Origin of the sequence: Agromyces salentinus, from assembly GCF_009749395.1 — a bacterium.
In the GTDB taxonomy this organism is placed as follows: domain Bacteria; phylum Actinomycetota; class Actinomycetes; order Actinomycetales; family Microbacteriaceae; genus Agromyces; species Agromyces salentinus.
The window spans coordinates 127,270-148,428 of record NZ_WBIR01000003.1 but is presented as its reverse complement, the minus strand read 5'-3'; the positions used below and the strand labels follow the sequence as shown (position 1 = coordinate 148,428).

Genomic DNA, 21,159 nt, shown 5'->3' with positions numbered 1-21,159 from the left:
GTGCGAGCATGGGGAAACCCGCCGGAAGGAGCGCATCGAGGTGTCCGAACACGACTGGCAGGCGCCCGGTGCGCCGCTGCCCCGGCCGACGACGCCCGCTCCCGATCCGCAGTGGGGTCCGGTCGCCCCGGGCGGCCCCTCCGCCTGGACGCCGCCACCGCGACCCGGCCTGCTCCCCCTGCGTCCCATGGGGTTCGGCACGCTGCTGTGGGCTCCGTTCCGCACGCTCCGCCGCAACCCCGCGGCGACCTTCGGGAGCGGCCTGCTCGTGCAGCTCGCGGCGCTGCTCGTGACCTCGGCCGTGATGATCCCGGCCTTCGTGTTCGTGATCGGCCGCCTCGACTCCGCCCAGCCCGACGACCTCGACGCGCTGCTGCCCGGCTCGATCGGCATCATGGTGCTCGTCATGCTCGTCGCCGTCGCCGTCTCGGTCGTCGCGAGCGCGTTCCTCCAGGGCGTGATGGTCGAGGAGGTCGCCTCCGGGACCCTCGGCGAGAAGCTCTCGCTCGGCGCGCTCTGGCGTCGCACGCTCCCCCGCATCGGCCCGCTCATCGGGTGGACGGTGCTCGTCGCGCTGGCCGTGCTCATCGTGATCGCCCTGCTCACCGGCATCATCGTGCTCGGCGCGGTCACCTCCCCCGTCGGACTCGCGGTCGGCATCTTCGTCGTCGTGCTGCTCTCGCTCGGCCTCGCCGTGCTCGGGTTCTGGATCGGCACCCGCGTCGCGCTGGTGCCGAGCATCATCGTGCTCGAACGGGTCGGCATCGTGGCGGCGGTCCGCCGCTCCTGGCGGCTCACGACCGGCTTCTTCTGGCGCACGCTCGGCATCATCCTGCTCGTGGCCGTCATCCTCAACATCGCCGCGCAGATCGTGGTGCAGCCGATCTCGCTCATCGGCGGGTTCCTCCCGATGATCGTCGACCCGACCGGGACGGGCGCCGCGATCGTCATCCTCGTCGTGGTGACGATCGTGAGCATGCTCCTCTCGCTCGTGATCGGATCGATCACGACCGTCGTGCAGGCCGCGGTCATCGGCGTGGTCTACATCGACCTGCGCATGCGATCGGAGGGCCTGGACCTCGAGCTCCAGCGGCACGTCGAGCGGCGGGACGCGGGCCTCGAGCTCGGGGACCCCTGGACGCCGCCCACCGATGCACCGGTTCCGGCCGGGTACACGGCACCGTCGGCCACCGGCTCGTCGCCCGGGGGCGCCCCCGCATGATGGCCGTCGCGACGGCCGTGGCGGCCCGTGTCCGGGCGGAGCCGTTGGATCCCGACGCGCCTGCGGCCCGCGAGTGGCTGAAGGACGAGCTCTCGAACGCGCGCTACCGGGCCGGCGAGCCGAACGCCTTCGATCGCGCGATGCAGGCGGTCCGTGACTGGTTCCTCGGGCTGCTCGACGGCGCCGGGGCGGTCTCGGCCGAGGTGGTCGCGCTCCTCGTGGTGATCGGCGTGATCGTGCTCGTGGTGATCGGCGTGCTCGTGTTCGGAGTGCCGCGCCTGCGTCGCAGGCGCCGCCCCGAACCCGCATCCTTCGAGGACGACCGTCGTGACGCTCCCGTGATCCGACGCGCCGCCGCGGCCGCGGCCGCGGGAGGCGACTGGCCGCTGGCGATCGAGGAGCGCTTCCGCGCGCTCGTGCGCGACCTGGTCGTGCGAGAGCTCGTGCAGGTCCACCCCGGCAGCACCGCGCGAGCCCTGGCGGATGCCGCGGGCGCACCGTTCCCCGAGCTCTCGGAGCCGCTCGCGCGAGCGGCGACCGAGTTCGACGCCGTCCGCTACCTGGGCCGGTCCGGCGACGCCGCCGCCTACGCGCGGATCGCCGCGCTCGACGACGAGCTGCAGACGACGCGGCCCGCACCCGTCGGCGCCCCGGCCGGCGACCTGACCGACCGTCGGCTCGCCACCGGGGCCGGACGTTGAGCACGACGTCGCCGGTGCTCGACCGCACGCCCGGCCCCGGCCCGTCGACCACGCCGCCGACTCCCGCGCTCACGCCGACGCCGCGCGCGCTCCTGCGGCGGGGCCGGACCTGGATCGGGCTCGCCGCGGTCCTCCTCGTCGGCGCGGCCGCCGTGCTGGCGATCCAGGGCGGCATCCGTTCCTCCGGCGAGGTCCTGGGACCCGAGGACCCCGGCCAGCTCGGCTCCGGCGCGCTCGTCGAGGTGCTGCGGGACCACGGCGTGGCGGTGCATCCGACCCGGTCGCTGGACGCGACCCTCGACGCCGTCGACGCGGCCGGCGGTGACGCGACGGTGCTGCTCTACGACGAGTTCGGCACGCTCGATCGCTCGCGGTTGCTCGACCTCGTCGACTCGGTCGAGGCGGGAGCCAGGCTGGTCGTCGTCGAGCCGGGTTTCCGCGCCCTGGAGGTCCTGGCGCCCGGGGTGCGCCTGGCCGGCGCGGCATCCGGCGCCATCTCCGAGGCCGGCTGCGACGTGCGGGCGGCGACGCAGGCTGGGGAGCTCTCCGACGGCCAGCGCCTGATGACGATCGACGAGGAGGCCGCCGCGGCCGGATGGCAGGGGTGCTTCCGCGACGGCGACTTCGGGCATGCGGTGGCGGTCGGGCCGGGTCCGGCCGGCGACGCCGGGTCGGCATCCGATGCGGTGTCGCTGGTCGGCGCGACCACGGCGTTCACGAACGACCGCATCGACGAGCGCGGCAACGCCGCACTGGCCATCGGCCTGCTCGGCGCCACGTCCGACGTGGTCTGGTACCTGCCCGGCCCGAGCGATGCGGATGCCGCGACCGCCCCCACGCTCGGCGAGCTCACCCCGGGCTGGGTGAGCCCCGTCCTGACGCTGGCCCTCGTCGTCGCGATCGTCGCCGGGCTGTGGCGCGGCCGTCGTCTCGGACCGCTCGTCGTGGAGCGCCTGCCCGTCACCGTGCCCGCCGGTGAGACGAGACAGGGACGCGCGCGCCTCTACGCGAGGTCCGCGCAGCGCGCGCACGCGCTCGACCAACTCCGGATGGCGGCCGTCTGGCGCCTGGCGACCACGCTCAGGCTCCCGCGCGCGACCGACGTCGCCGTCATCGCCGACGCGGCCGCGGGCATCACGCGGCGCGATCCGGCCCAGGTCCGCCGCCTCCTCGTCGAGGAGGTCCCGGCCGACGACGCCGCGCTCGTGCGCCTCGCCGCCGAGCTGGCCGAGCTCGAACGCGACGTGACGGAGGCGCTCCGACCCGACGACGACGCCCCGCGACATCCGCCCCGCACGCCCGACGACCAGCCAGGAAGGCAGCCATGACCGACACGACGACCGCCGACGAGCCCTCGGCTCGCACCGACGACGAACTCCGCGCCGCACTGAACCGGGTGCGCACCGAGGTCGGCAAGGCCGTGGTCGCCCAGGACGGGGCCGTCACGGGCCTCATCATCGCCCTGCTGACCCGCGGTCACGTGCTGCTCGAGGGCGTGCCCGGCGTCGCGAAGACGCTGCTGGTCCGCACGCTCAGCCGCACGCTGCACCTCGAGACCCGGCGCCTGCAGTTCACGCCCGACCTCATGCCGGGCGACGTCACGGGGTCGCTCGCGTTCGATCCGCGCAGCGGCGAGTTCTCGTTCCGCGAGGGGCCGGTGTTCACCAACATCCTGCTGGCCGACGAGATCAATCGGACCCCGCCGAAGACCCAGTCGGCCCTGCTCGAGGCGATGGAGGAACGCCAGGTCTCGGCCGATGGCACCACGAGGCCCCTGCCCGAGCCGTTCCTCGTCGCCGCGACCCAGAATCCGATCGAGTACGAGGGCACGTACTCGCTGCCCGAGGCGCAGCTCGACCGCTTCCTCCTGAAGCTCGTCCTCGACGTGCCCGAGCGCGAGGACGAGTTCGCGATCCTCCGCCGGCACGCCGACGGGTTCGATCCGCACGACCTGGCCGCCGCGGGCGTGGCACCCGTGCTCGGCGCGGCCGAACTCGAGGCGGCCAGGCGCGCGGCGGCAGCCGTCGGGGTCTCCGACGACGTCCTCGCCTACCTCGTCGACCTCGCGAGGGCGAGCCGTCGCTCCCCTTCCCTCCGCCTCGGCGTGAGCCCCCGTGCGACGACGGGCCTGCTCGCGGCCGCGAAGGCCTGGGCCTGGCTGACCGCGTACGACTCGGTGACGCCCGACCACGTCCAGGCCATGCTGCTGCCGGTCTGGCGGCACCGCGTGCAGCTCCGGCCCGAGGCCGAGCTCGAGGGCGTCTCGGTCGACTCCGTGCTGCGCTCGATCATGCAGCAGGTCCAGGTCCCGCTCTGACATGGCGGTCACCGGTCGGTTCGTGCTGCTCGTCGCCCTGGGCGTCGTGCCCGTCGTGCTCGCCGGGCTCACCGCTGCGGATGCCGCGTGGCTCGCGCTGCTCGGGTGGCTCGCGCTGTCCGTCGGCCTCGGGGCGATCGACCTCTCGCTCGCGGCATCCCCTCGTCGGGTCGCGCTCGTCCGCGACCTGCCGCCGCGAGTCCGCCTCGGGGAGACGGTCGTCTCCAAGCTCACCGTCACGAACACGGGCGAGCGGATGCTGCGAGCCGTGGTCCGCGACGGCTGGGAGCCGTCGGGCGGGGTCGTCGGCTCCAACCGCTCCGCGGTCTCGGTGCCCGCGGGCGAGCGGCGCGGCATCCGCCTGGAGTTGCGACCGTGGCGCCGCGGCGACCGCCGGACCGAGCACGTGAGCATCAGGTCCGCCGGCCCACTGGGGCTCTGGTCGCGGCAGGCGAGCCTCGTCTCTCCCGGGGTGCTCCGGGTCCTGCCGCCGTTCCACTCGCGCGTGCACCTCCCGGCCCGGCTCACGCGGCTGCGCGAGATCGATGGGCGCACCCCCCTGCTCGTGCGCGGCCAGGGCACCGAGTTCGATTCGATCCGCGAGTACGTGCGCGGCGACGACGTGCGTTCGATCGACTGGCGCGCGACGGCGCGGCACGTCGATCCGGGAGGCAGGGGCGGCGCGAAGCTCATGGTGCGCACCTGGCGGCCCGAGCGCGACCGCCGCATCGTGATCGTCGCGGACACGTCGCGCACGGCGGCCGCACGCATCGCCGACGAACCCCGACTCGACACGGCGTGGGAGTCGACGCTCCTGCTCGCCGCGCTCGCGACCCACGCCGGCGACCGGGTCGACTTCCTGGCGTGGGACCGGCGGGCGCGCGCGCGGGTCACGGGCGCGACCGGACCGCACCTGCTCGCCCGACTCGTCGACGCGATGGCCGACGTGCAGGCCGAGCTCATCGAGGCCGACTGGACCGGGCTTCCCGCGCAGGTCCGGCGCATCACGAGCCGCCGGGCCCTGGTCGTGCTCCTCACGACCGCCGACGCACCCGGCACTGCCCGCGGCCTGCTGTCGGTCCTCCCGCAGCTCACCGCACGGCACACCGTGATCGTCGCCTCCGTGCTCGATCCCGGCACCGTCGCGGATGCCGCGAACCGAGCCGACGTCGACAGCGTGTACCTCGCCGCCGCGGCCGAGCGAGCGGCCCTCGACGGCGATCGCGTCGGGGCGGCGATCCGACGCTCCGGCGCCCAGACGGTGTCGGCGACGCCGCAGGAACTGCCGCCTGCGCTCGCGGATCGCTACCTCGATCTGAAGGCGACCGGACGACTCTGAGCGACGGCGACCGTCGCCGCATCGCGCCGCATGACGGCGACGTTGCCCGCCGGACGCCGACGATCTCGCTATGGTCGTCGTGAACGACCCCGGGGGGCGCGTCGTTCGGTGCACGTCCACGACCTCTGCCCCGTCTCACCGACGAAAGGAACAGCCATGTCCGAAACGGCACCCGTCGACGCACCGTCGACCGATCGGGTCGGCGCACCGTCGACCGCCAAGCGGTTCACCGCCGAGCTCCTCGGCACCTTCATCCTGGTCTTCGGCGTCGTCGGCACCGCCATCTTCGCAGCCGGGTTCGACGGGGGCGAGGGAGGCCTGAACGTCGGGTTCCTCGGCGTCTCGCTCGCGCTCGGACTGAGCGTCGTCGTCGGGGCCTACGCGTTCGGCGCGATCTCGGGAGGGCACTTCAACCCCGCCGTGACGCTCGGACTGGCCGTGGGCGGTCGGTTCGCCTGGAACGAGGTCGGGGTGTACATCCTGGCCCAGGTGATCGGCGGCATCCTCGCCTCCACCGCCCTGCTCGGGATCCTGTCCGGCGGGCCGCTCTTCGACCTCGCCGTGTTCCAGGGCGCCTCGACGGGCTACGGGGTCCTCTCCCCGGGCGGCTACGGGCTCGTCTCGGTGTTCCTCGTCGAGACGATCGCGACCGCCGTCTTCCTCTTCGTCATCATGGGCGTGACGACCGCGGGCCGCACGGCCGCGAACTTCGCGCCGCTCGCCATCGGCCTCACGCTCACGGTCATCGCGCTCGTGGCCATCCCGATCTCGAACGGGTCGTTCAACCCGGCCCGTTCCATCGCGACCGCCATCTACGGCGGCCCCGACGCACTCGGCCAGGTGTGGCTCTCGATCCTCGCGCCCATCATCGGCGCGATCATCGCCGGCGCGATCTTCAAGGCGGTGTTCGACCGGCCCGTGAAGCTCGGCTCGTAGTCAGCACAGACGGATGGCGGATGTCGCGGGCGCGGCATCCGCCATTCCCATGCCACGCCAGGGCGGGCCGCCCGGCCGCTCAGCCGGCCACGATGCGCGACGCACCCGCGTCGAACGCATCGAGGTCACCGGTCGCCCCCGCCAGGTGGGCGCGACCGCCGAGCACGAGCATGTAGGCGAGGAATCCGGCGAAGGCCGCGACGCCGATGCCGATCTTGACCGGCCAGGGCCAGGGCGCCGGGGTCACGAACCCCTCGATGAGCCCCGAGACGAAGAGGAAGAACACGAGGCCGATCGCCACGGTGAACAGCGATCGGGCCTCCTGGGCGAGCGCCACTCCCCTGGACCTCGGGCCGGGTGCCACCCACGCCCAGAAGATGCGCAGGCCCGCGGCGGCGGCCACGAAGATGCAGGTGAGCTCGAGGAGGCCGTGCGGAGTGATGTAGAGGAAGAACGTGTCGGCCTCGTCGTACGCGAACATGATCGCCGCCGTGATGCCGAGGTTCTGCGCGTTCTGGAGGATCACGTACGGCACCCACAGACCCGTGATGCCGAAGGCCACGCACTGGGCGGCGATCCAGGCGTTGTTCGTCCAGACCGCGCCGGCGAAGGAGGCGGCGGGGTTCTCCGAGTAGTACGCGACGAACCCCTCGTCGGCCAGCTGCTGCAGCTCGGCCTCGTCGCCGAGGTTCGCGAGGACGCGAGGGTCCGAGCCGATCCACCACGCGTAGAGCGCCGCGACGACGAGGGTGACCAAGCCGACCGCGAGGGTGAGCCAGCGCACCCGGTAGAGCGCCGCGGGCAGGTCGACGAGCGCGAAGCGCGTGAGGATCCTGAGCGGGTTCTCGGGCGTTCCCGTGAAGCGAAGGCGTGCCCGCGCGAGCCCGACCGAGAGGCGATCGCCGAGCGCCGTCGAACCCACGGTCGCCTGCACGAGCGAGAGGTCGGATGCCGCGCCCTGGTAGCGCTCGATCAGCTCGTCGGCCTCGCGGCCGTCGAGCCGACGCGCCCGTGCGAGCGCGTCGAGACGCTGCCAGTCGTCGTGGCGGGCGGAGGCGAGCGCGTCGAGGTCCATCTGCTTGAATACTAGCCATGGCCCACGCCACCCACGCCCAGATGCGACCCGTTCAGCACGACGACGAGGGCATCGTCATCGGCGAGGCCGTCACGCTCGAGTTGCGGCCGGCGAGCGCCCTGATCCGGGCGGGCGGCACGATCATCGACGTGCTCCTCTCGGTCGTGCTGCTGCTCGGCGTGCTGTTCATCGCGACGGGCGCGGGCCTCACGGTCGACGGTGCCGCGTTCCGCGCGATCGCGATCGGCGGCGTCGTCGTCATCATCGTCGTCGTGCCGACGGCCATCGAGACGGCGTCGCGCGGGCGATCCCTCGGCAAGCTCGCACTCGGGCTGCGGGTCGTGCGCGACGACGGCGGCTCGATCGGCTTCCGCCACGCATTCATCCGCGCGCTCGTGGGCGTGCTCGAGATCTACCTCACGTTCGGCGGCCTCGCGGTCCTCGTGGGCTTCCTGAACCCGGCGTCGAAGCGCCTCGGGGACCTCATGGCCGGAACGCACGCGCAGGTCGAGCGCGTGCCGAGGGCGCCGTCCAACGCCTTCGGGGTCCCCGAGGAGCTGGCGTCGTGGGCCGGCATCGCCGACGTCGGGCGGCTGCCCGACCCGCTCGCGCGCCGCGTCGCCGCCTACTTCGAGCACGTCACCCAGCTCTCGCCCGCGAGCCGCGCCCGCATGGCGGCGTCCCTCGCCGCCGAGGTCTCACCGTTCGTCTCACCCGTTCCGGATGCCGCGCCCGAGCGCTTCCTCGCCGGCGTGGTCGCGCTGCGTCGCGAGCGCGACGCCCGGGGCCTCGAGCTCGAGGGTGCGCGCATCGCGGCGCTCGAGCCGATGCTGCGGGAGACGCCCGTGGGTTTCCCGCAACGCTGACGGCGGGCGGCACCGGCGCCTGCCGACGGCGCCGGTGCGCGGCATCCGCAGTGGTATCAGTACCGGTAGTGGTCGACCTTGTAGGGGCCCTCGACCGGGACGCCGATGTACGCCGCCTGCTCGGGGGTGAGCACCGTCAACTCGACTCCGAGCGCGTCGAGGTGCAGGCGGGCGACCTTCTCGTCGAGGTGCTTCGGCAGCACGTAGACGCCGACGGGGTACTCCTCGGGCCTCGTCCACAGCTCGATCTGGGCGAGCACCTGGTTGGTGAACGAGTTCGACATGACGAACGACGGGTGTCCGGTCGCGTTGCCGAGGTTCATCAGGCGACCCTCGCTGAGCACGAGCACGCTGCGCCCGGTCGGGAGGCGCCACTCGTGCACCTGCGGCTTGATCTCGACCTTCTCGGCGCCCTCGAGCGTCTCGAGCGCGGCCATGTCGATCTCGTTGTCGAAGTGGCCGACGTTGGCGATCACGGCGAGGTGCTTGAGGCCGAGGATGTGCTCGAGGCGCACCACGTCCTTGTTGCCGGTGCCCGTGACGAGGATGTCGATGTCCCCGATGACGCTCTCGAGTCGCGCGACCTGGTAGCCGTCCATGGCCGCCTGGAGTGCGTTGATGGGGTCGACCTCCGACACGATCACGCGAGCCCCCTGCCCGCGCAGCGCCTCGGCGGCGCCCTTGCCGACGTCGCCGTAGCCGGCGACGAACGCGACCTTGCCGCCGATGAGCACGTCGGTCGCACGGTTCAGGCCATCGGGCAGGGAGTGCCGGATGCCGTACTTGTTGTCGAACTTCGACTTCGTGACGGAGTCGTTGACGTTGATGGCCGGGAAGCGGAGCTCGCCCTTCGCGTGCAGCTCGTAGAGCCGGTGCACGCCCGTCGTCGTCTCCTCGGTCACGCCCTTGAGCTCGTCGGCGATGCGGGTCCAGCGATCGGGGCTCGCCTCGAGCGAGCGGCGCAGGGTGTCGAGCACGACGCGGTACTCGTGGCTCGCGTCGGCTGCGGTCGCGGGAACCGATCCGGCGAGCTCGAAGGACCGACCGTCGTGGACCAGGAGGGTCGCGTCGCCGCCGTCGTCGAGGATCATGTTCGGGCCGATCCACTCGGCGCCGGCCGCAGCCGCCTCGTCACTCCAGTCGAAGATGCGGTCGGTGCACCACCAGTACTCCTCGAGCGTCTCGCCCTTCCAGGCGAACACCGGGACGCCGGCGGGGTGCTCGGGAGTTCCGTCGGGCCCCACGGCGACGGCGGCCGCGGCCTCGTCCTGCGTGGAGAAGATGTTGCAGCTCGCCCAGCGCACCTGTGCGCCCAGGGCGACGAGGGTCTCGATGAGCACGGCCGTCTGCACCGTCATGTGCAGGCTGCCGGCGATGCGGGCGCCCGCGAGCGGCTTCGCGGCGCCGAACTCCTCCCGGAGCGCCATGAGGCCCGGCATCTCGTTCTCGGCCAGCCGGAGCTGGTGCCTGCCGGCTTCGGCGAGGGAGAGGTCGGCGACCTTGAACTGGAGTGCGGATGTCTCGGCGAGCGTCATCCCACCATTGTCGCAGGCTCCGGGGTCGCGGTGGTCGCGGGCATGCGTCACGATCTCAGGTCTGCCGTACACGCGTCTCGGCGCTGGCGCGCCTCGAACGCTACGGCTGCCGCCTTTCGTGAACTCCCGCGTCGCTACGCGCCGCGCGGGTCCACGCGGATGAGCGCCAGGACCTCGTCGCGGATCGCCGCCATCGTGGCCTCGTCGCCGCCCTCGACGTTCAGGCGCAGGAGCGGCTCGGTGTTCGAGGGCCGAACGCTGAACCACCAGAACGGCTCGGACTCCGGCGTGAAGCCCGTGACCGTCAGCCCGTCGAGCTCGTCGAAGTCCGCCCGCCCGGTGAACGCCTCGACGACGCGCGTGTAGGCGGCGGGGACGTCGTCGACCGTCGAGTTGATCTCGCCCGAGAGCGCATACGGGGTGAACCGCGCCGCGAGCTCGGAGAGCACGCCGTGCTGCGCACCGAACTCGGCGAGCACGTGCATCGCCGCGAGCATGCCGTTGTCGGCACCCCAGAAGTCGCGGAAATAGTAGTGGGCGGAGTGCTCGCCGCCGAACACGGCGCCGGTCTCCTTCATCTGGTCCTTGATGAGCGAGTGCCCGACACGGGTGCGCACGGGGATCGCGCCGGCCGCCTCGATCGTCTCGGGCACGAAGCGCGAGGTGATGAGGTTGTGGATCACGTTGACGTCGGTCTCGCCGAGGGCGGTGACGCGGGCGATCTCGCGCACGGCCACGATCGCGGCGACGGCGGAGGGCGTGACCGCACCGCCGCGCTCGTCGACGACGAAGCAGCGGTCGGCGTCGCCGTCGAACGCGAGGCCGAGATCCGCGCCGTGCTCGACGACGGCACGCTGGAGGTCGACGAGGTTGGCGGGCTCGAGGGGGTTCGCCTCGTGGTTGGGGAACGTGCCGTCGAGCTCGAAGTACAGCGGCACGATCTCGAGCGGGAGCTCGGGCAGGCCCGCGGCGGTGCCGAGGACCGCGGGCACCGTGAGCCCGCCCATGCCGTTGCCCGCATCGACGACGATCTTCAGGGGGCGGATGCCGCTGAGGTCGACGAGTCCGCGAAGGTAGGCGGCGTAGTCGGCGAGCACGTCCACCTGGCGTACGGTACCGGGCTCCGGCACAGCCTCGATGCCCTGCTCGAGGTAGTCGCCGGCACGATCGCGGATCGCGGCGAGGCCGGTGTCGAGCGAGATGCCCTGGGCTCCGGCCCGCGAGAACTTGATGCCGTTGTAGGCGGCGGGGTTGTGGCTGGCGGTGAACATGGCGGCCGGGGCCTGCAGCGTGCCGGAGGCGAAGTAGCTCTCATCGGTCGAGCAGAGTCCGATGGCCACGACGTCGGCCCCCCGGATGGTGGCACCACGGGCGAAGGCCTCGGCGAAGGCTGGCGAGGAGTCGCGCATGTCGTGGCCGACGACGACCTGCCCGCCGCCGGCGCCGACCTCGTCCACGAAGGCCGCGGCGAGCGCCTCGACCGACTGCTCGGTCAGCGCCTCTCCGACGATGCCCCGCACGTCGTAGGCCTTGACGATCGAGTTGAGCAGCGCACGGTCGACCGGTGGGACAGCAGGAGTCATGCCGTGAAATCTACCCGACCGGGCGTCGCGTACCGAACGATCTGCCAGCCGACCGGAGCAGAGGTCCGCTGCGCGTGCACGGCGCAGAGATCGTACCCGTGCGGCTCCGACGCGATCGAGAGCGGACCGAGCACCGCCATCGAATCCGCGTAGTCGAACGTGAGCGTCGCGACCGCCTCGGCGGGGCACGCGGTTCGCGAACAACGTCTCTTCATGGCTCGACCAGCGTAGCGACGTCGGCGGACATTACGATGGAGGCATGCCTCGATCACGTCGTGTCGCAAGCCCGCGTTCACCGAGGCGACTCGCCCGCGACCGTCACGGCCGCGGCATGCGGTCGGCGGTGACCGGCCCGCACCTCGAACCGCTGAGCACCCGCCTCGAGGACTTCGACGCCACGATCGCCGCCACCGCCTCCTACCTCCGAGGGCTCTGGCCCGAGCTCGAGGGCGTGGTCTTCGAGGTGATGCAGGCACCGGCGGAGGCGATCCACGTCGATCACATCGACCGTTGGAAGGTCTCGCACGACCAGCGGCGCATCACCTTCCACCGGCTCCCGATCGTCCGATTCCTCCGACTCCAGGAGGGCGAGGAGCGCGACGAGAAGCTCCTCATCGAGAGCTGCGTGTTCCGAGCGGTGGCCGAGTTCCTCGACAAGGACCCGTGGGAGCTCGCTCCCGGGCGCTACCGCCACCTCTGACGAGCTCCATCCTCGGGGCGCGGGCCGGCGCGTCCGCCCGATGCCCTCAGTTCGGGTACACCCGGATGGGCGAGTCCAGCGGACCCGGAGGACGCACCGCGAAGGCCGCGAGCGCCCGGTCGTCCGCGTAGCTGACCGCCGCCGACGCGCCCTCGACGCCCTCGAGCACGACCTCGCGGCCGCGGAGCGGGACGGAGACCGCGCCGAGCGCGGGCACCTCCACGGTCGTGGTGCGCCCGTCGACGGTCACGGATGCCTCGGCCGCGCCCTCCTCACCCGCCGCGAGCTGCAGCGTGGCCGACGGCCCGCTGGCAACGGCGAGCACCGCGGTCTCGAGCAGCGGCCGCACGGCGACGAACCAGGCGAAGTCCGCCGGTGCCGCGGCATCCGACTCCTCCGGGGTTCCGGTCGTCGCCCGGCCGGCGGCCACGATCGGTCCGTCGGCCTCGACCCGCACCGTGTACGTTCCGGCCGCGAGGTCGCCGAGCGGGATGTCGCTGACCGTTCCGGGCTGGAGCTCGACGTCGAACGAGTCGCCCCCTCCCCCGTCGACCGGCACGACGCCGACGGATGCCTCGACCGCCTCGGTGCCCGGGACGTGGATGCGGACGGCCGGGAAGCCGTCGCCCTCGGCGTGGTCGTCGTCGGCGGCGACTCCTCCCGAGCCGCCGATGACGAGCCCGGGGATGACCTGCGAGGTCGACGGAGGCGCAGTGGGGCCGGTCAGTTCGATGCCGGCCGGGGCCAGCCCGGAGATGGCGGACTGCTCCAGCGAAGCCGCGATCGCCCCGCCCGTGCTCGTGACGTGGACGACGGGCGATGCGAGGTTCGGAGCCAGTCCGGCGAGGGAGAGGACCCGCTGGGTCCGCGGCGCGACCGTGATGCCGATCGCCGAGCGAGCCTCGACGGGGCCGTTCTCGCCGAGCACGCGGACGTCGACGGTGGCCGTCACGTCGGTGGGATTGGCCAGCAGGATGAGGCTGCTCCGGCCGACGGTCGTGGCGCCGGCCACGAGCCACGACTCCGACACCGCCTCGGTGCAGGATGCCGCGGTGAAGCCGCCGAGCACCTCCGTGCGTGCGGTCTGCGACTGGGCGCCCGCGATCATGCCGGCGTCGGCCGCGCCGGGCTGGGCGTCGATGACGACGGGCGCACCGTCCTCGGCTGCCCGCGGGTTCTCGGGGGCGTCGAGGGGCTCGTTGCCGAGCTCGGCCTCCCCCGGCACGGCGGCGCTCACGACGGCGGCCGATCCGAACGACTCGAGGGCGGTCGCCGCCGAGGCGTCGTCGCCGATGGAGAGGAGCGGCCCGGGGCAGATCCGTTGCTGGACCGCCTCGTCGGGCTCGACGACGACCGAGCCCGGTTCGGCACGGTGATCGGGCCAGGCCACGACGGCGGCGGCACCGACGACGCCGACCGCGACGGCGCCCACCGCCAGCGCGGCGGCGACGCGCACACTGGTTCGGATGAGGCGGTTGCGGTCAACGGGCATCAGGGGCCTCCCCCGGCTCTGGGCGGTCGACGGACTGCGCCGGGTCGACCGGCGGCTCGGGCTCGGCAGGCGCCTCGGGCTCGGCAGGCGCCTCCGGCTCCGCGTGTGGCGCGGATTCGGCCGTCGCCTCGGGCTCGGCAGGCGGCTCCGGCTCCGCGTGTGGCGCGGATGCGGCCGTCGCCTCGGGCTCGGCAGGCGGCCCGGGTTCGGCGAGCACCTCGGGTGGCGCCGCATCCTCCGACGCAACGCCGTCGTCGTCGTCGTCGACGGAGGGCTCTTCGCCGGTGACCTCCGACGCCCCTTCGCCCGCGACCTCGGACGGCAGCGCGACGGCCGGCTTCTCGGCGCGGACCCGCTTCGTACGGACACGTCGACGATCGGGTTCGCGCCCCGCACCGGTGGGGATCGACAGGAGCAGGGTCGCGAGGAGGACCAGGAGCTGCACGACGGTGATGGCCGTGCCGGGCCACGCCGGCGTGGCCGGGATCTGCGCAGCCGGGGCATCCGCCTCAGCGTCGACGAACCGCCAGAGCGTGCCGAAGTCGGTCTCGCCGACCTGCGCGAGCGCGGGATTGCCGTCGAGCGCCACGCGGGCCCGCTCGGCCGTCGCCGAGGCGTCGTCATCGATGCCGGGCTCGAGCAGCACGAACGAGACGCCGAACTCTCGCACCGCGGCATCCGCGTCGAATCCGCTGCGACTCGCGAGGTTCCCGGCGACGGTGGCGAGCTCACGCTCCTGCCGCGTCAGTTCGGTCCTCGTCTGGGCGATGGTCGACTGGTCGTCGAGTGTCTCCCCGGTTCCGTGCACGAGGGTCGCCCGGATCGCGCCCTCCGCGATCGGCTCCATGCGCAGCGTCGCCACCCGGGGGTCGACCTCGGCCTCGGCCTCCACGAAGGCCGGAACCGACCGGACGGCCGCAGTGCCGACGATGGCCGAGCCCGTCGCGAGCGCACCCAGCGTCGGCACGACCGCGACGACCACCGTGATCGTGAGGAGCGCCCCGAGGCCGGCCCTGAACCGCGGGAGGGCATCGACCGCGACGATGACGGCGACGATCATGCCGAGCCAGGCGAAGCTGAGTCCGGCGCCGGCCCAGACGGCGATCGCCTCGTCGCCGACGACCGCCACGGAGATGCGCGTCGCAGCGAACGCCGTCACGAACCCGCCGATCACGACCGCGGCCGCGAGGAGGACGACCCGGATGCCGCGCGCGAGGAATGCGCCGAGCGCGACCACGGCGAGCGGGATCATGAGGCCCGTCAGCACGAGCATGATCGCGTACACGTCGAAGCCGGCGAGGACGGGGATCGCGGCGATGGCCTCCGGCCACCCGCCCCAACCGCCCTGGGGCAGGCCGAGGGCGAGCTCCCACGCGGTCGGGACGAGGCTGGCGAAGGGAAGACCCGGATCGGCGACCAGGGCGATCGGAGCCCCCGCCGCGACCTGGTCGACGATGAGCGGCAACGCGAGCGCGAGCGCCGGCACCGGGAGCCACGCGAGCCGCACGGCGGCCCTGCCGCTCACGGCGAGCGCCACGAGCCATCCGACCACGAGGGCCGGGGCGAGGCTCGGCGCCGCGGCGATGACCGCCGCGAAGAGCAGCGCGGCCGTGGCGGACGCGGACCATGAGCGGGCCGCGCCGAGTGCGGCGTAGGCCAGCCAGCCGAGCAGGACGTGGGCGAGGACCGCACCGGGGCGCCCGTCGGCGAGGGCCGTGAGGAACATCGGGGCGAACATCCAGAGGAGCGCGGCGATCGCGCGCACCGAACCGCGCTCGCTGAGCCGCGACGCGGCGAACCAGGCGCCGACGGCGGCCGCCGGGAGGGCGAGCAACCAGAGCAGGACCATCGCGAACGACGGCGCCCAGAACGTGAGCGAGCCGAGGACCGCGAGCACGGCGGCGAAGGGGTCTGCGGCGCCGATGAACCCCGTCCCGACGTCGCGCCATCCGTATGCGGCGTTCCGCCACAGTTCGCCGAGCCCGCTGGAGAGCGGCAGGAGCCCACCGCCGCCGAGGCCTCCTGCTCCGAGCATCCAGGAGAAGAGCACCGCCGAGGTCACGACCGAGGCGAGCAGCACCCAGCCTCCACCGGTGCCGATGAACGCGACGTCGTCGGCACGTCCTCGCGCCCGGATGCGCCGGGCCTCGGCGGCGGCCTCGCGGCGTCGGCGGGCCTCGTCGGGCTGCAGGCGGAGCGGGGCGACCGAGGACCATCCCACGGTGCGCGCCCTGGAGAGCACCCGCCGCGAGCGGGCGAGGTTCCCGACGGCGATCATGACGGCCAGCGCCGCACCGAACTCGCCGAGGATGGCGCCGGGCTTCTTGCCCAGCAGCATGACGATGGATCGGATCACGGCGAGGGGCAGGAAGGTCAGCCAGTGCAGCGGCACGACCGGGCCGGGTGCGTACACGAGCCGGCGGTGCAGGGCCGCTGCGCGGGCGAGCCGATCCCGTCGACGGCGGACCGGGCCTCGTCGCCCGGCCTGCGCTCCCGCGACGCCGTCACCGGCGAACCGGACCCGCGCGGAGGGCTCGACGACGACGCGGTGACCGGCCAGTCGAGCGCGGACACCGAGGTCGAGGCCGTCGTCGATGCTCGGCAGCGCGGGGTCGAACCCCTCGAGGGCGTCCCACACGGTGTGCCGCACCAGCAGGCCGGCCGGATCGACGCCGAGTACGTCGCTCTGGTGGTCGTGCTGCCCCTGGTCGAGCTCATCGGGCACGACGGGAACCGACCTGCCGAAGCGGGTCATCGTGCGTCCGAGGCCGACGAAGTGATCGGGCTGCTCCCACTGCACGAGCTTCGGCCCCGCGACCGCGACGGTGCGCCCGTTCACCAGCGTGGCGAGCAGACGGTCGAGCGCCTCAGGGTCGGGTGCGGAGTCCTCGGCGAGCAGCCAGAGGGCGTCGGACTCCTCCGCCGGCGCCTCGAGGATGCGGACGGCGGACTTCACGGCGTCGCCGAACGAGAGCGTCTCCGCGGTCTCGACGATGTGGGTCGCACCCGCCTCGGCCGCGAGTTCGCGGGTGTCTCCGTCTGCGTGGCTCAGCACGATCACGAGCGCGTCGGGCGGGCGGCGTTGGGCGCCGAGGGCCTCCAACGTCTGTCGGAGGCGGTCGCCGCCGTGACGAGCGACGAGGACGGCGGTGACTCTGGGGAACATCGGGGCAAGCCTAGGCGGCCCTCGTCGCGGCATCCGGAATGCACCGGGCGTGCCATGAATCCCGTGGTCGAAGGCCAGGGCGGGAGACGCGAATGGGCGCCGACCCCGAGGGGTGGCGCCCGTTCACTCAGCCTGACCGATCAGACCGCGCGTTTGCGAAGCTTGCGACGCTCCCGTTCGGAGAGGCCGCCCCAGATGCCGAACCGCTCGTCATTGCCCAGCGCATACTCGAGGCATTGCGCCCGCACCTCGCAGCCCGTGCAGATCTTCTTCGCATCTCGTGTGGAGCCGCCCTTCTCAGGGAAGAACGCCTCCGGATCGGTCTGCGCGCACAGTGCGTCGCTCTGCCATGCCAACGGATTGTCGTCGCCGGCCCCCGGACGAACCCCAGGAACGCCGAGCCGAACCGGATCGACGAACCAATCGTCAGGTACTCCAGAACGATATTCAGGATTGCTCATATCGTCTCCCACCCAGTTGTACCGACCACCCGAAGGGTGTGTCTTGAACAATTACACCGGTGTAATTCGCGAGAGTCAAGTCGCAGATCGTAAACCCTCGACCCGCCATCGAGGCTTCACCGCGCGCTCGACACGCCGAGGGTGTTGACGAGTTGTGATCTGAGCGGATGTCTCCGGGCCGGTCGCGGGCCCATCACTCCCCCGACGCGGCCTGGCGTGCGTTCCACGCGCTCGAGACCATCTCCGCCAGCGAGTGCCGCATGCGCCAGTCGAGGTCACGGGCCGCGAGCTCACCCGAGGCGACGATGCGCGCCGGATCCCCGGGCCTGCGAGCGGCGATCTCGGGCTCGAAGGCGATGCCCGTGCCCGCGGCGACGGCCGTCATGATCTCGCCGACCGACACGCCGTCGCCCGAGCCGAGGTTGTAGACGGGCTCCAGCGATTCACCCGCATCGAGGCGCCGGGCGGCGACGACGTGCGCGGCGGCCAGGTCGGCCACGTGGATGTAGTCGCGCACGCACGTGCCGTCGGGAGTCGGGTAGTCGACGCCGTTGATGCGTGGCCGTCGGCCGTCGAGCAGCGCGTCGAACACGAGGGGGAACAGGTTGTGGGGACTCGCGTCGTAGATGTCGGGCGTGCCGGAGCCGACGACGTTGAAGTAGCGCAGGCTCGTGTGCCGCAGCCCTGCCGCCTTCGCCTGATCGGCCAGCAGCCACTCGCCGATGAGCTTGGACTCGCCGTACGGCGACTCGGGATGCTTCGGCGTCTGCTCGGTGACGAGGTCGACGTCGGGAGTGCCGTAGACCGCTGCACTCGACGAGAAGACGATGCGATCAACACCCGACTGCTCCATCGCGGCGAGGAGCGTCGCGGTGCCGGTGACGTTCTGGTGATAGGTGTGCAGGGGTCGGGTGACCGAGACTCCGGCGTACTTGAATCCGGCGAGGTGCACGACGCCCTGCACGTCATGTTCGGCCATGGTCGACTCGAGCAGCTGCCCGTCGAGGATCGAGCCCTGGACGAACGGAGTCCCGCCTGCGACGAACCCGCGCCGGCCCGACGAGAGGTCGTCGATCACGACGGCATCGATGCCCTGCTCCGCGAATGCGCGGACGACATGGGCGCCGATGTACCCGGCGCCTCCGGTGACGAGCCAGCTCATGTCCTGCCTTTCCGGGCCGCTCCCGGTCGGCAGCCTCAGTCGATGCTAGCCGGGGTGCGCTGCCAGTCGTCGCGGAGCCCGAGGCGGTGGTATCCGTCGCGCACGGCCACGGTGAAGGAGCCGACGGCCGCCCAGGCGACGAGGGCGAGGACGAGGAGGAGAAGGAGAATGGTCATGGCAGAAAATCTAGGTCTTGCGACATCCTGCCGACACTGGCAGAGTGGACACCAATCGATCATTTCCTGCCAAGGAGAGCCCGTGCTCAACAGCATCGCCTGCATCGCCCTCCCTCAGATGGCGCCCTTCGAGTTCGGCGTGGTCTGCGAGGTCTTCGGCATCGACCGGTCCGCGCAGGGCGGACCGACGTTCGACTTCCACGTGGTCGCCGCCGACCCCGGCCCGATCTCGACGAAGCTGGGTTTCGACGTGGTCGTGCACGAGAACCTCGATTTCGCCTACGAGGCCGACCTCGTCGCCGTGCCGGCCTCGCTCATCGGCACCGAGCCCGACGAGCGGGTGCTCGACGTGATCCGCCACGCCGTCGATCGCGGCGCCTGGGTGCTCTCGGTCTGCTCCGGCGCGTTCACCCTCGCGCACGCGGGCGTCCTCGACGGCCGCAAGGCGACGACGCACTGGATGTACACCGACCTCATGGCCGAGATGTTCCCCGAGACCGAGGTCGACCCCGACGTCCTCTTCGTCCAGGACGGCAAGATCGTCACCGGCGCGGGCACGGCAGCGGGCATCGACGCCGCGCTGCACATCGTCCGCACCGAACTCGGTGCGACCGCCGCAAACATCGTCGCGCGTCGCATGGTCGTCCCGCCGCAGCGCGACGGGGGCCAGTCCCAGTTCATCCAGACCCCGGTGCCCGAGTGCCGCACCGACTCGTTCGCCACCGTCACCGCATGGATGCTCGAGCACCTCGACGAGGACCTGACCGTCGACCTCCTCGCGCGCAAGGCCCTCATGTCGCCGCGCACGTTCGCCCGGCGGTTCCGTGCCGAGACGGGCACGACCCCGAACGCCTGGCTCAACCGCCAACGGTTGCTGCGGGCGCAGCAGCTCCTCGAGGAGACCTCCCTCTCACTCGAGGAGATCGCCCGCGAGACGGGGTTCGGCGCCGCGGCCGTGATGCGGCACCATTTCGTCAAGGTCCTGCAGACGACTCCGACCGCGTACCGCCGGCTCTTCGGCGTGCGCGCCGGCGCGGGGTCGAATGAGCTCGCGGTCGCCCGCTCCGCCTGACCCCTCGCCATCCGGCGCCGCCATCCCGGTGCGGAGCGCGACCTGGTGCGGTTCCCGACGAGCCGTGACGGGCGGAACGCCGTGGCGTTCGAAGGCGCGCAGGTCCCGCGGGGAGGCGCGGAACCACCCCACGTCCACGGATGCGGCGGCGTCGCCCCAGTACGGCAGGCAGACGTATGCGGCTCCGGCCAGCCCCACCATCCGGTGCCGGAGCACCTCGAGGCCGCTGCGATCCACGAACGCCCTCGCCCGCGCCTCGTCGTCGGCGAGGACGAGGGCGTACAGCACCTTCGGTGCCGCGGACACGTCATCCCAGACCTCGCGACGTCCTTCGGGAGGCGCGAGACGCGCGAGCCCAGAGGCGAAGACGTCGTAGGCCGTCTCATCCATGTCGGGGAGCCGCGACGCCATGCGCGCGACCTCGTTGCCGAGGAACTGGACGAGCCGGTGCCGCGCGACCTCCTCCCCTGCTTCCCGCCGGAGGATGTCGAGCGCCTCGAACAGCTCCCGGAAGCGGTCGGCGGTCGCCGTTGCCGAGACCGCCAACCCATGCGGATCGCGCTGCGCCGCAGGTGCGACCGTGTCCCGGCGGAGCAGGTCGAAGCTCCGCGCCCTGGCGAAGGCGCGTGCGCCGAGGGACAGATCATCGGAGCCCCCGTCACCGATCGAGAGTCCCGCGCGAACCCAGAATTCCCTGCGATACAGCACGCCCGACGGCATGCCGTACTCCATTGCTTCGGGCAGGTTCACGGGGGTCATGCGTTCCCCGGCCGACCGCCGACCGTCGAGACGTTGCTCTGGGCGCCTCCTGCCGTGCTCGGATGCGCCTCCGCCCATGGCGAAGTCCGAGCCGCTGCGCTCGAGCGAGTCGACGAGCAGCCGGAGGGCGCCCGGTCGCAGGACGTCACCGGCCTCCACGAACATCAGGAATTCACCTCCTGTTCGCCGGACGCCGAACTGGCGAGCCGTGCCTTCGTCCGAGTCCTCGAACTCCAGCACTCGAACGCGGGGGTCGCGCCGTCGCCGTTCAGTCGGCCCTTCGCGGACCCCGCAGACGGATTCACGAGCGACGACCACGACATCGAGCAGCCGAAAGTCCTGCGTGAGCACCGATCGCAGCGTGGCCTCAACGTCGCCGGCGGCATCCGTCGCAGCGATGATCACGGAGATCCAGCCCTTTCGGCGTTCGTCAGGCGGAAGAATGGCCGCGAGGGCGCCGTCCCGCGCCGTTCGCCCACGAATGGTCCACGTGAGGAACCCCCGGGGTCGCGGTCTCGTAGCTCGCTGCACGTACGCTCGCACACGCCCCGTCATCGTCTTCACGCGCGCAACATACAACACGAACGTTTCGCGTGA

At 72.4% G+C, this 21,159-nt stretch carries 18 protein-coding genes and 1 pseudogene; 9 read left to right on the top strand and 10 right to left on the bottom strand.

The genetic code is table 11. The features are described from left to right. Positions 1-40: 40 nt before the first annotated feature. The 6 genes from GQQ95_RS05115 (at position 41) to GQQ95_RS05095 (ending at position 6,515) form a co-directional block, all read left to right on the top strand. Positions 41-1,222: a hypothetical protein gene (locus GQQ95_RS05115; protein ID WP_157426581.1), complete on the top strand. Its 1,182-nt coding sequence runs from the start codon at positions 41-43 to the stop codon at positions 1,220-1,222. Continuing rightward, positions 1,219-1,923, top strand: a complete 705-nt coding sequence (locus GQQ95_RS19285) for a DUF4129 domain-containing protein (RefSeq protein ID WP_170296968.1) — start codon at positions 1,219-1,221, stop codon at positions 1,921-1,923. The genes GQQ95_RS05115 and GQQ95_RS19285 overlap by 4 nt, the downstream gene beginning before the upstream one ends. Continuing rightward, positions 1,920-3,251, top strand: a complete 1,332-nt coding sequence (locus tag GQQ95_RS05110; protein WP_170296967.1) for a DUF4350 domain-containing protein — start codon at positions 1,920-1,922, stop codon at positions 3,249-3,251. The genes GQQ95_RS19285 and GQQ95_RS05110 overlap by 4 nt, the downstream gene beginning before the upstream one ends. Next, positions 3,248-4,240 carry an AAA family ATPase gene (locus GQQ95_RS05105; protein ID WP_157426579.1) on the top strand — a complete coding sequence of 331 codons (993 nt, stop codon included), beginning with the start codon at positions 3,248-3,250 and terminating at the stop codon, positions 4,238-4,240. The genes GQQ95_RS05110 and GQQ95_RS05105 overlap by 4 nt, the downstream gene beginning before the upstream one ends. Position 4,241: 1 nt before the next feature. Next, positions 4,242-5,579: a DUF58 domain-containing protein gene (locus tag GQQ95_RS05100; protein ID WP_157426578.1), complete on the top strand. Its 1,338-nt coding sequence runs from the start codon at positions 4,242-4,244 to the stop codon at positions 5,577-5,579. Positions 5,580-5,735: 156 nt separating this feature from the next. Continuing rightward, the gene (locus GQQ95_RS05095; RefSeq protein WP_157426577.1) at positions 5,736-6,515 is read left to right on the top strand and encodes an aquaporin; all 780 of its coding nucleotides are present in this window, start codon (positions 5,736-5,738) and stop codon (positions 6,513-6,515) included. Positions 6,516-6,594: 79 nt separating this feature from the next. Here the strand turns inward: GQQ95_RS05095 and GQQ95_RS05090 are convergent, their stop codons facing one another. Beyond that, positions 6,595-7,590 carry a stage II sporulation protein M gene (locus GQQ95_RS05090; protein WP_157426576.1) on the bottom strand — a complete coding sequence of 332 codons (996 nt, stop codon included), beginning with the start codon at positions 7,588-7,590 and terminating at the stop codon, positions 6,595-6,597. A gap of 17 nt (positions 7,591-7,607) precedes the next feature. On the opposite strand from GQQ95_RS05090, the gene GQQ95_RS05085 reads away from it, so the two are divergent. Then, entirely contained in the window at positions 7,608-8,456 is an 849-nt protein-coding gene (locus tag GQQ95_RS05085) for an RDD family protein (RefSeq protein WP_246205192.1), read from the top strand. A gap of 56 nt (positions 8,457-8,512) precedes the next feature. Here the strand turns inward: GQQ95_RS05085 and ahcY are convergent, their stop codons facing one another. The 3 genes from ahcY to GQQ95_RS05070 all read right to left on the bottom strand — a co-directional run bounded on the left by ahcY (position 8,513) and on the right by GQQ95_RS05070 (position 11,789). Then, complete coding sequence (gene ahcY, locus GQQ95_RS05080) at positions 8,513-9,991, bottom strand: adenosylhomocysteinase (RefSeq protein ID WP_157426575.1); 1,479 nt, start codon at positions 9,989-9,991, stop codon at positions 8,513-8,515. A gap of 134 nt (positions 9,992-10,125) precedes the next feature. Then, positions 10,126-11,574 (bottom strand): phosphomannomutase/phosphoglucomutase, encoded by a 1,449-nt coding sequence (locus tag GQQ95_RS05075; RefSeq protein WP_157426574.1) that lies wholly within the window; start codon positions 11,572-11,574, stop codon positions 10,126-10,128. Continuing rightward, positions 11,571-11,789, bottom strand: a complete 219-nt coding sequence (locus GQQ95_RS05070) for a DUF3499 family protein (protein WP_157426573.1) — start codon at positions 11,787-11,789, stop codon at positions 11,571-11,573. Before GQQ95_RS05070 ends, GQQ95_RS05075 begins: the two co-directional genes overlap by 4 nt. A gap of 44 nt (positions 11,790-11,833) precedes the next feature. On the opposite strand from GQQ95_RS05070, the gene GQQ95_RS05065 reads away from it, so the two are divergent. Beyond that, positions 11,834-12,274 carry a hypothetical protein gene (locus GQQ95_RS05065; protein WP_157426572.1) on the top strand — a complete coding sequence of 147 codons (441 nt, stop codon included), beginning with the start codon at positions 11,834-11,836 and terminating at the stop codon, positions 12,272-12,274. 46 nt (positions 12,275-12,320) lie between these two features. On the opposite strand, the gene GQQ95_RS05060 is transcribed toward GQQ95_RS05065, so the two are convergent. The 5 genes from GQQ95_RS05060 to GQQ95_RS05040 form a co-directional block, all read right to left on the bottom strand. Further along, positions 12,321-13,766: a DUF5719 family protein gene (locus GQQ95_RS05060; RefSeq protein WP_157426571.1), complete on the bottom strand. Its 1,446-nt coding sequence runs from the start codon at positions 13,764-13,766 to the stop codon at positions 12,321-12,323. Beyond that, positions 13,756-16,932: a glycosyltransferase gene (locus GQQ95_RS05055; protein ID WP_170296966.1), complete on the bottom strand. Its 3,177-nt coding sequence runs from the start codon at positions 16,930-16,932 to the stop codon at positions 13,756-13,758. The genes GQQ95_RS05060 and GQQ95_RS05055 overlap by 11 nt, the downstream gene beginning before the upstream one ends. 140 nt (positions 16,933-17,072) lie before the next feature. After that, a complete protein-coding gene (locus GQQ95_RS05050) occupies positions 17,073-17,393 on the bottom strand; it encodes a WhiB family transcriptional regulator (protein WP_082462249.1) in 321 nt (106 codons plus the stop codon). A gap of 193 nt (positions 17,394-17,586) precedes the next feature. Next, entirely contained in the window at positions 17,587-18,555 is a 969-nt protein-coding gene (gene galE / locus GQQ95_RS05045; RefSeq protein WP_157426569.1) for a UDP-glucose 4-epimerase GalE, read from the bottom strand. A 35-nt stretch (positions 18,556-18,590) separates the two neighbouring features. Then, positions 18,591-18,731, bottom strand: a complete 141-nt coding sequence (locus GQQ95_RS05040) for a hypothetical protein (protein ID WP_157426568.1) — start codon at positions 18,729-18,731, stop codon at positions 18,591-18,593. 82 nt (positions 18,732-18,813) lie between these two features. Here GQQ95_RS05040 and GQQ95_RS05035 point away from each other — a divergent pair, with 82 nt between their 5' ends. Next, positions 18,814-19,803: a GlxA family transcriptional regulator gene (locus tag GQQ95_RS05035; protein WP_157426567.1), complete on the top strand. Its 990-nt coding sequence runs from the start codon at positions 18,814-18,816 to the stop codon at positions 19,801-19,803. Positions 19,804-20,430: 627 nt separating this feature from the next. On the opposite strand, the pseudogene GQQ95_RS19570 reads toward GQQ95_RS05035, so the two are convergent. Beyond that, positions 20,431-21,117 (bottom strand): annotated as a pseudogene (locus tag GQQ95_RS19570) (glycosyltransferase); the annotation flags it as partial. Positions 21,118-21,159: the final 42 nt, after the last annotated feature.

Excerpts from the sequence above, each read along its gene's own strand:
- GQQ95_RS05090 (WP_157426576.1), bottom strand. The coding sequence starts at position 7,590 with ATGGACCTCGACGCGCTCGCCTCCGCCCGCCACGACGACTGGCAGCGT.
- GQQ95_RS05095 (WP_157426577.1), top strand. The coding sequence starts at position 5,736 with ATGTCCGAAACGGCACCCGTCGACGCACCGTCGACCGATCGGGTCGGC.
- GQQ95_RS05105 (WP_157426579.1), top strand. The coding sequence starts at position 3,248 with ATGACCGACACGACGACCGCCGACGAGCCCTCGGCTCGCACCGACGAC.
- GQQ95_RS05050 (WP_082462249.1), bottom strand. The coding sequence starts at position 17,393 with ATGAGCAATCCTGAATATCGTTCTGGAGTACCTGACGATTGGTTCGTC.
- GQQ95_RS05085 (WP_246205192.1), top strand. The coding sequence starts at position 7,608 with ATGGCCCACGCCACCCACGCCCAGATGCGACCCGTTCAGCACGACGAC.
- galE (WP_157426569.1), bottom strand. The coding sequence starts at position 18,555 with ATGAGCTGGCTCGTCACCGGAGGCGCCGGGTACATCGGCGCCCATGTC.
- GQQ95_RS05070 (WP_157426573.1), bottom strand. The coding sequence starts at position 11,789 with ATGAAGAGACGTTGTTCGCGAACCGCGTGCCCCGCCGAGGCGGTCGCG.
- ahcY (WP_157426575.1), bottom strand. The coding sequence starts at position 9,991 with ATGACGCTCGCCGAGACATCCGCACTCCAGTTCAAGGTCGCCGACCTC.
- GQQ95_RS05100 (WP_157426578.1), top strand. The coding sequence starts at position 4,242 with ATGGCGGTCACCGGTCGGTTCGTGCTGCTCGTCGCCCTGGGCGTCGTG.
- GQQ95_RS05055 (WP_170296966.1), bottom strand. The coding sequence starts at position 16,932 with ATGTTCCCCAGAGTCACCGCCGTCCTCGTCGCTCGTCACGGCGGCGAC.
- GQQ95_RS05040 (WP_157426568.1), bottom strand. The coding sequence starts at position 18,731 with ATGACCATTCTCCTTCTCCTCCTCGTCCTCGCCCTCGTCGCCTGGGCG.
- GQQ95_RS19285 (WP_170296968.1), top strand. The coding sequence starts at position 1,219 with ATGATGGCCGTCGCGACGGCCGTGGCGGCCCGTGTCCGGGCGGAGCCG.
- GQQ95_RS05065 (WP_157426572.1), top strand. The coding sequence starts at position 11,834 with ATGCCTCGATCACGTCGTGTCGCAAGCCCGCGTTCACCGAGGCGACTC.
- GQQ95_RS05060 (WP_157426571.1), bottom strand. The coding sequence starts at position 13,766 with ATGCCCGTTGACCGCAACCGCCTCATCCGAACCAGTGTGCGCGTCGCC.
- GQQ95_RS05075 (WP_157426574.1), bottom strand. The coding sequence starts at position 11,574 with ATGACTCCTGCTGTCCCACCGGTCGACCGTGCGCTGCTCAACTCGATC.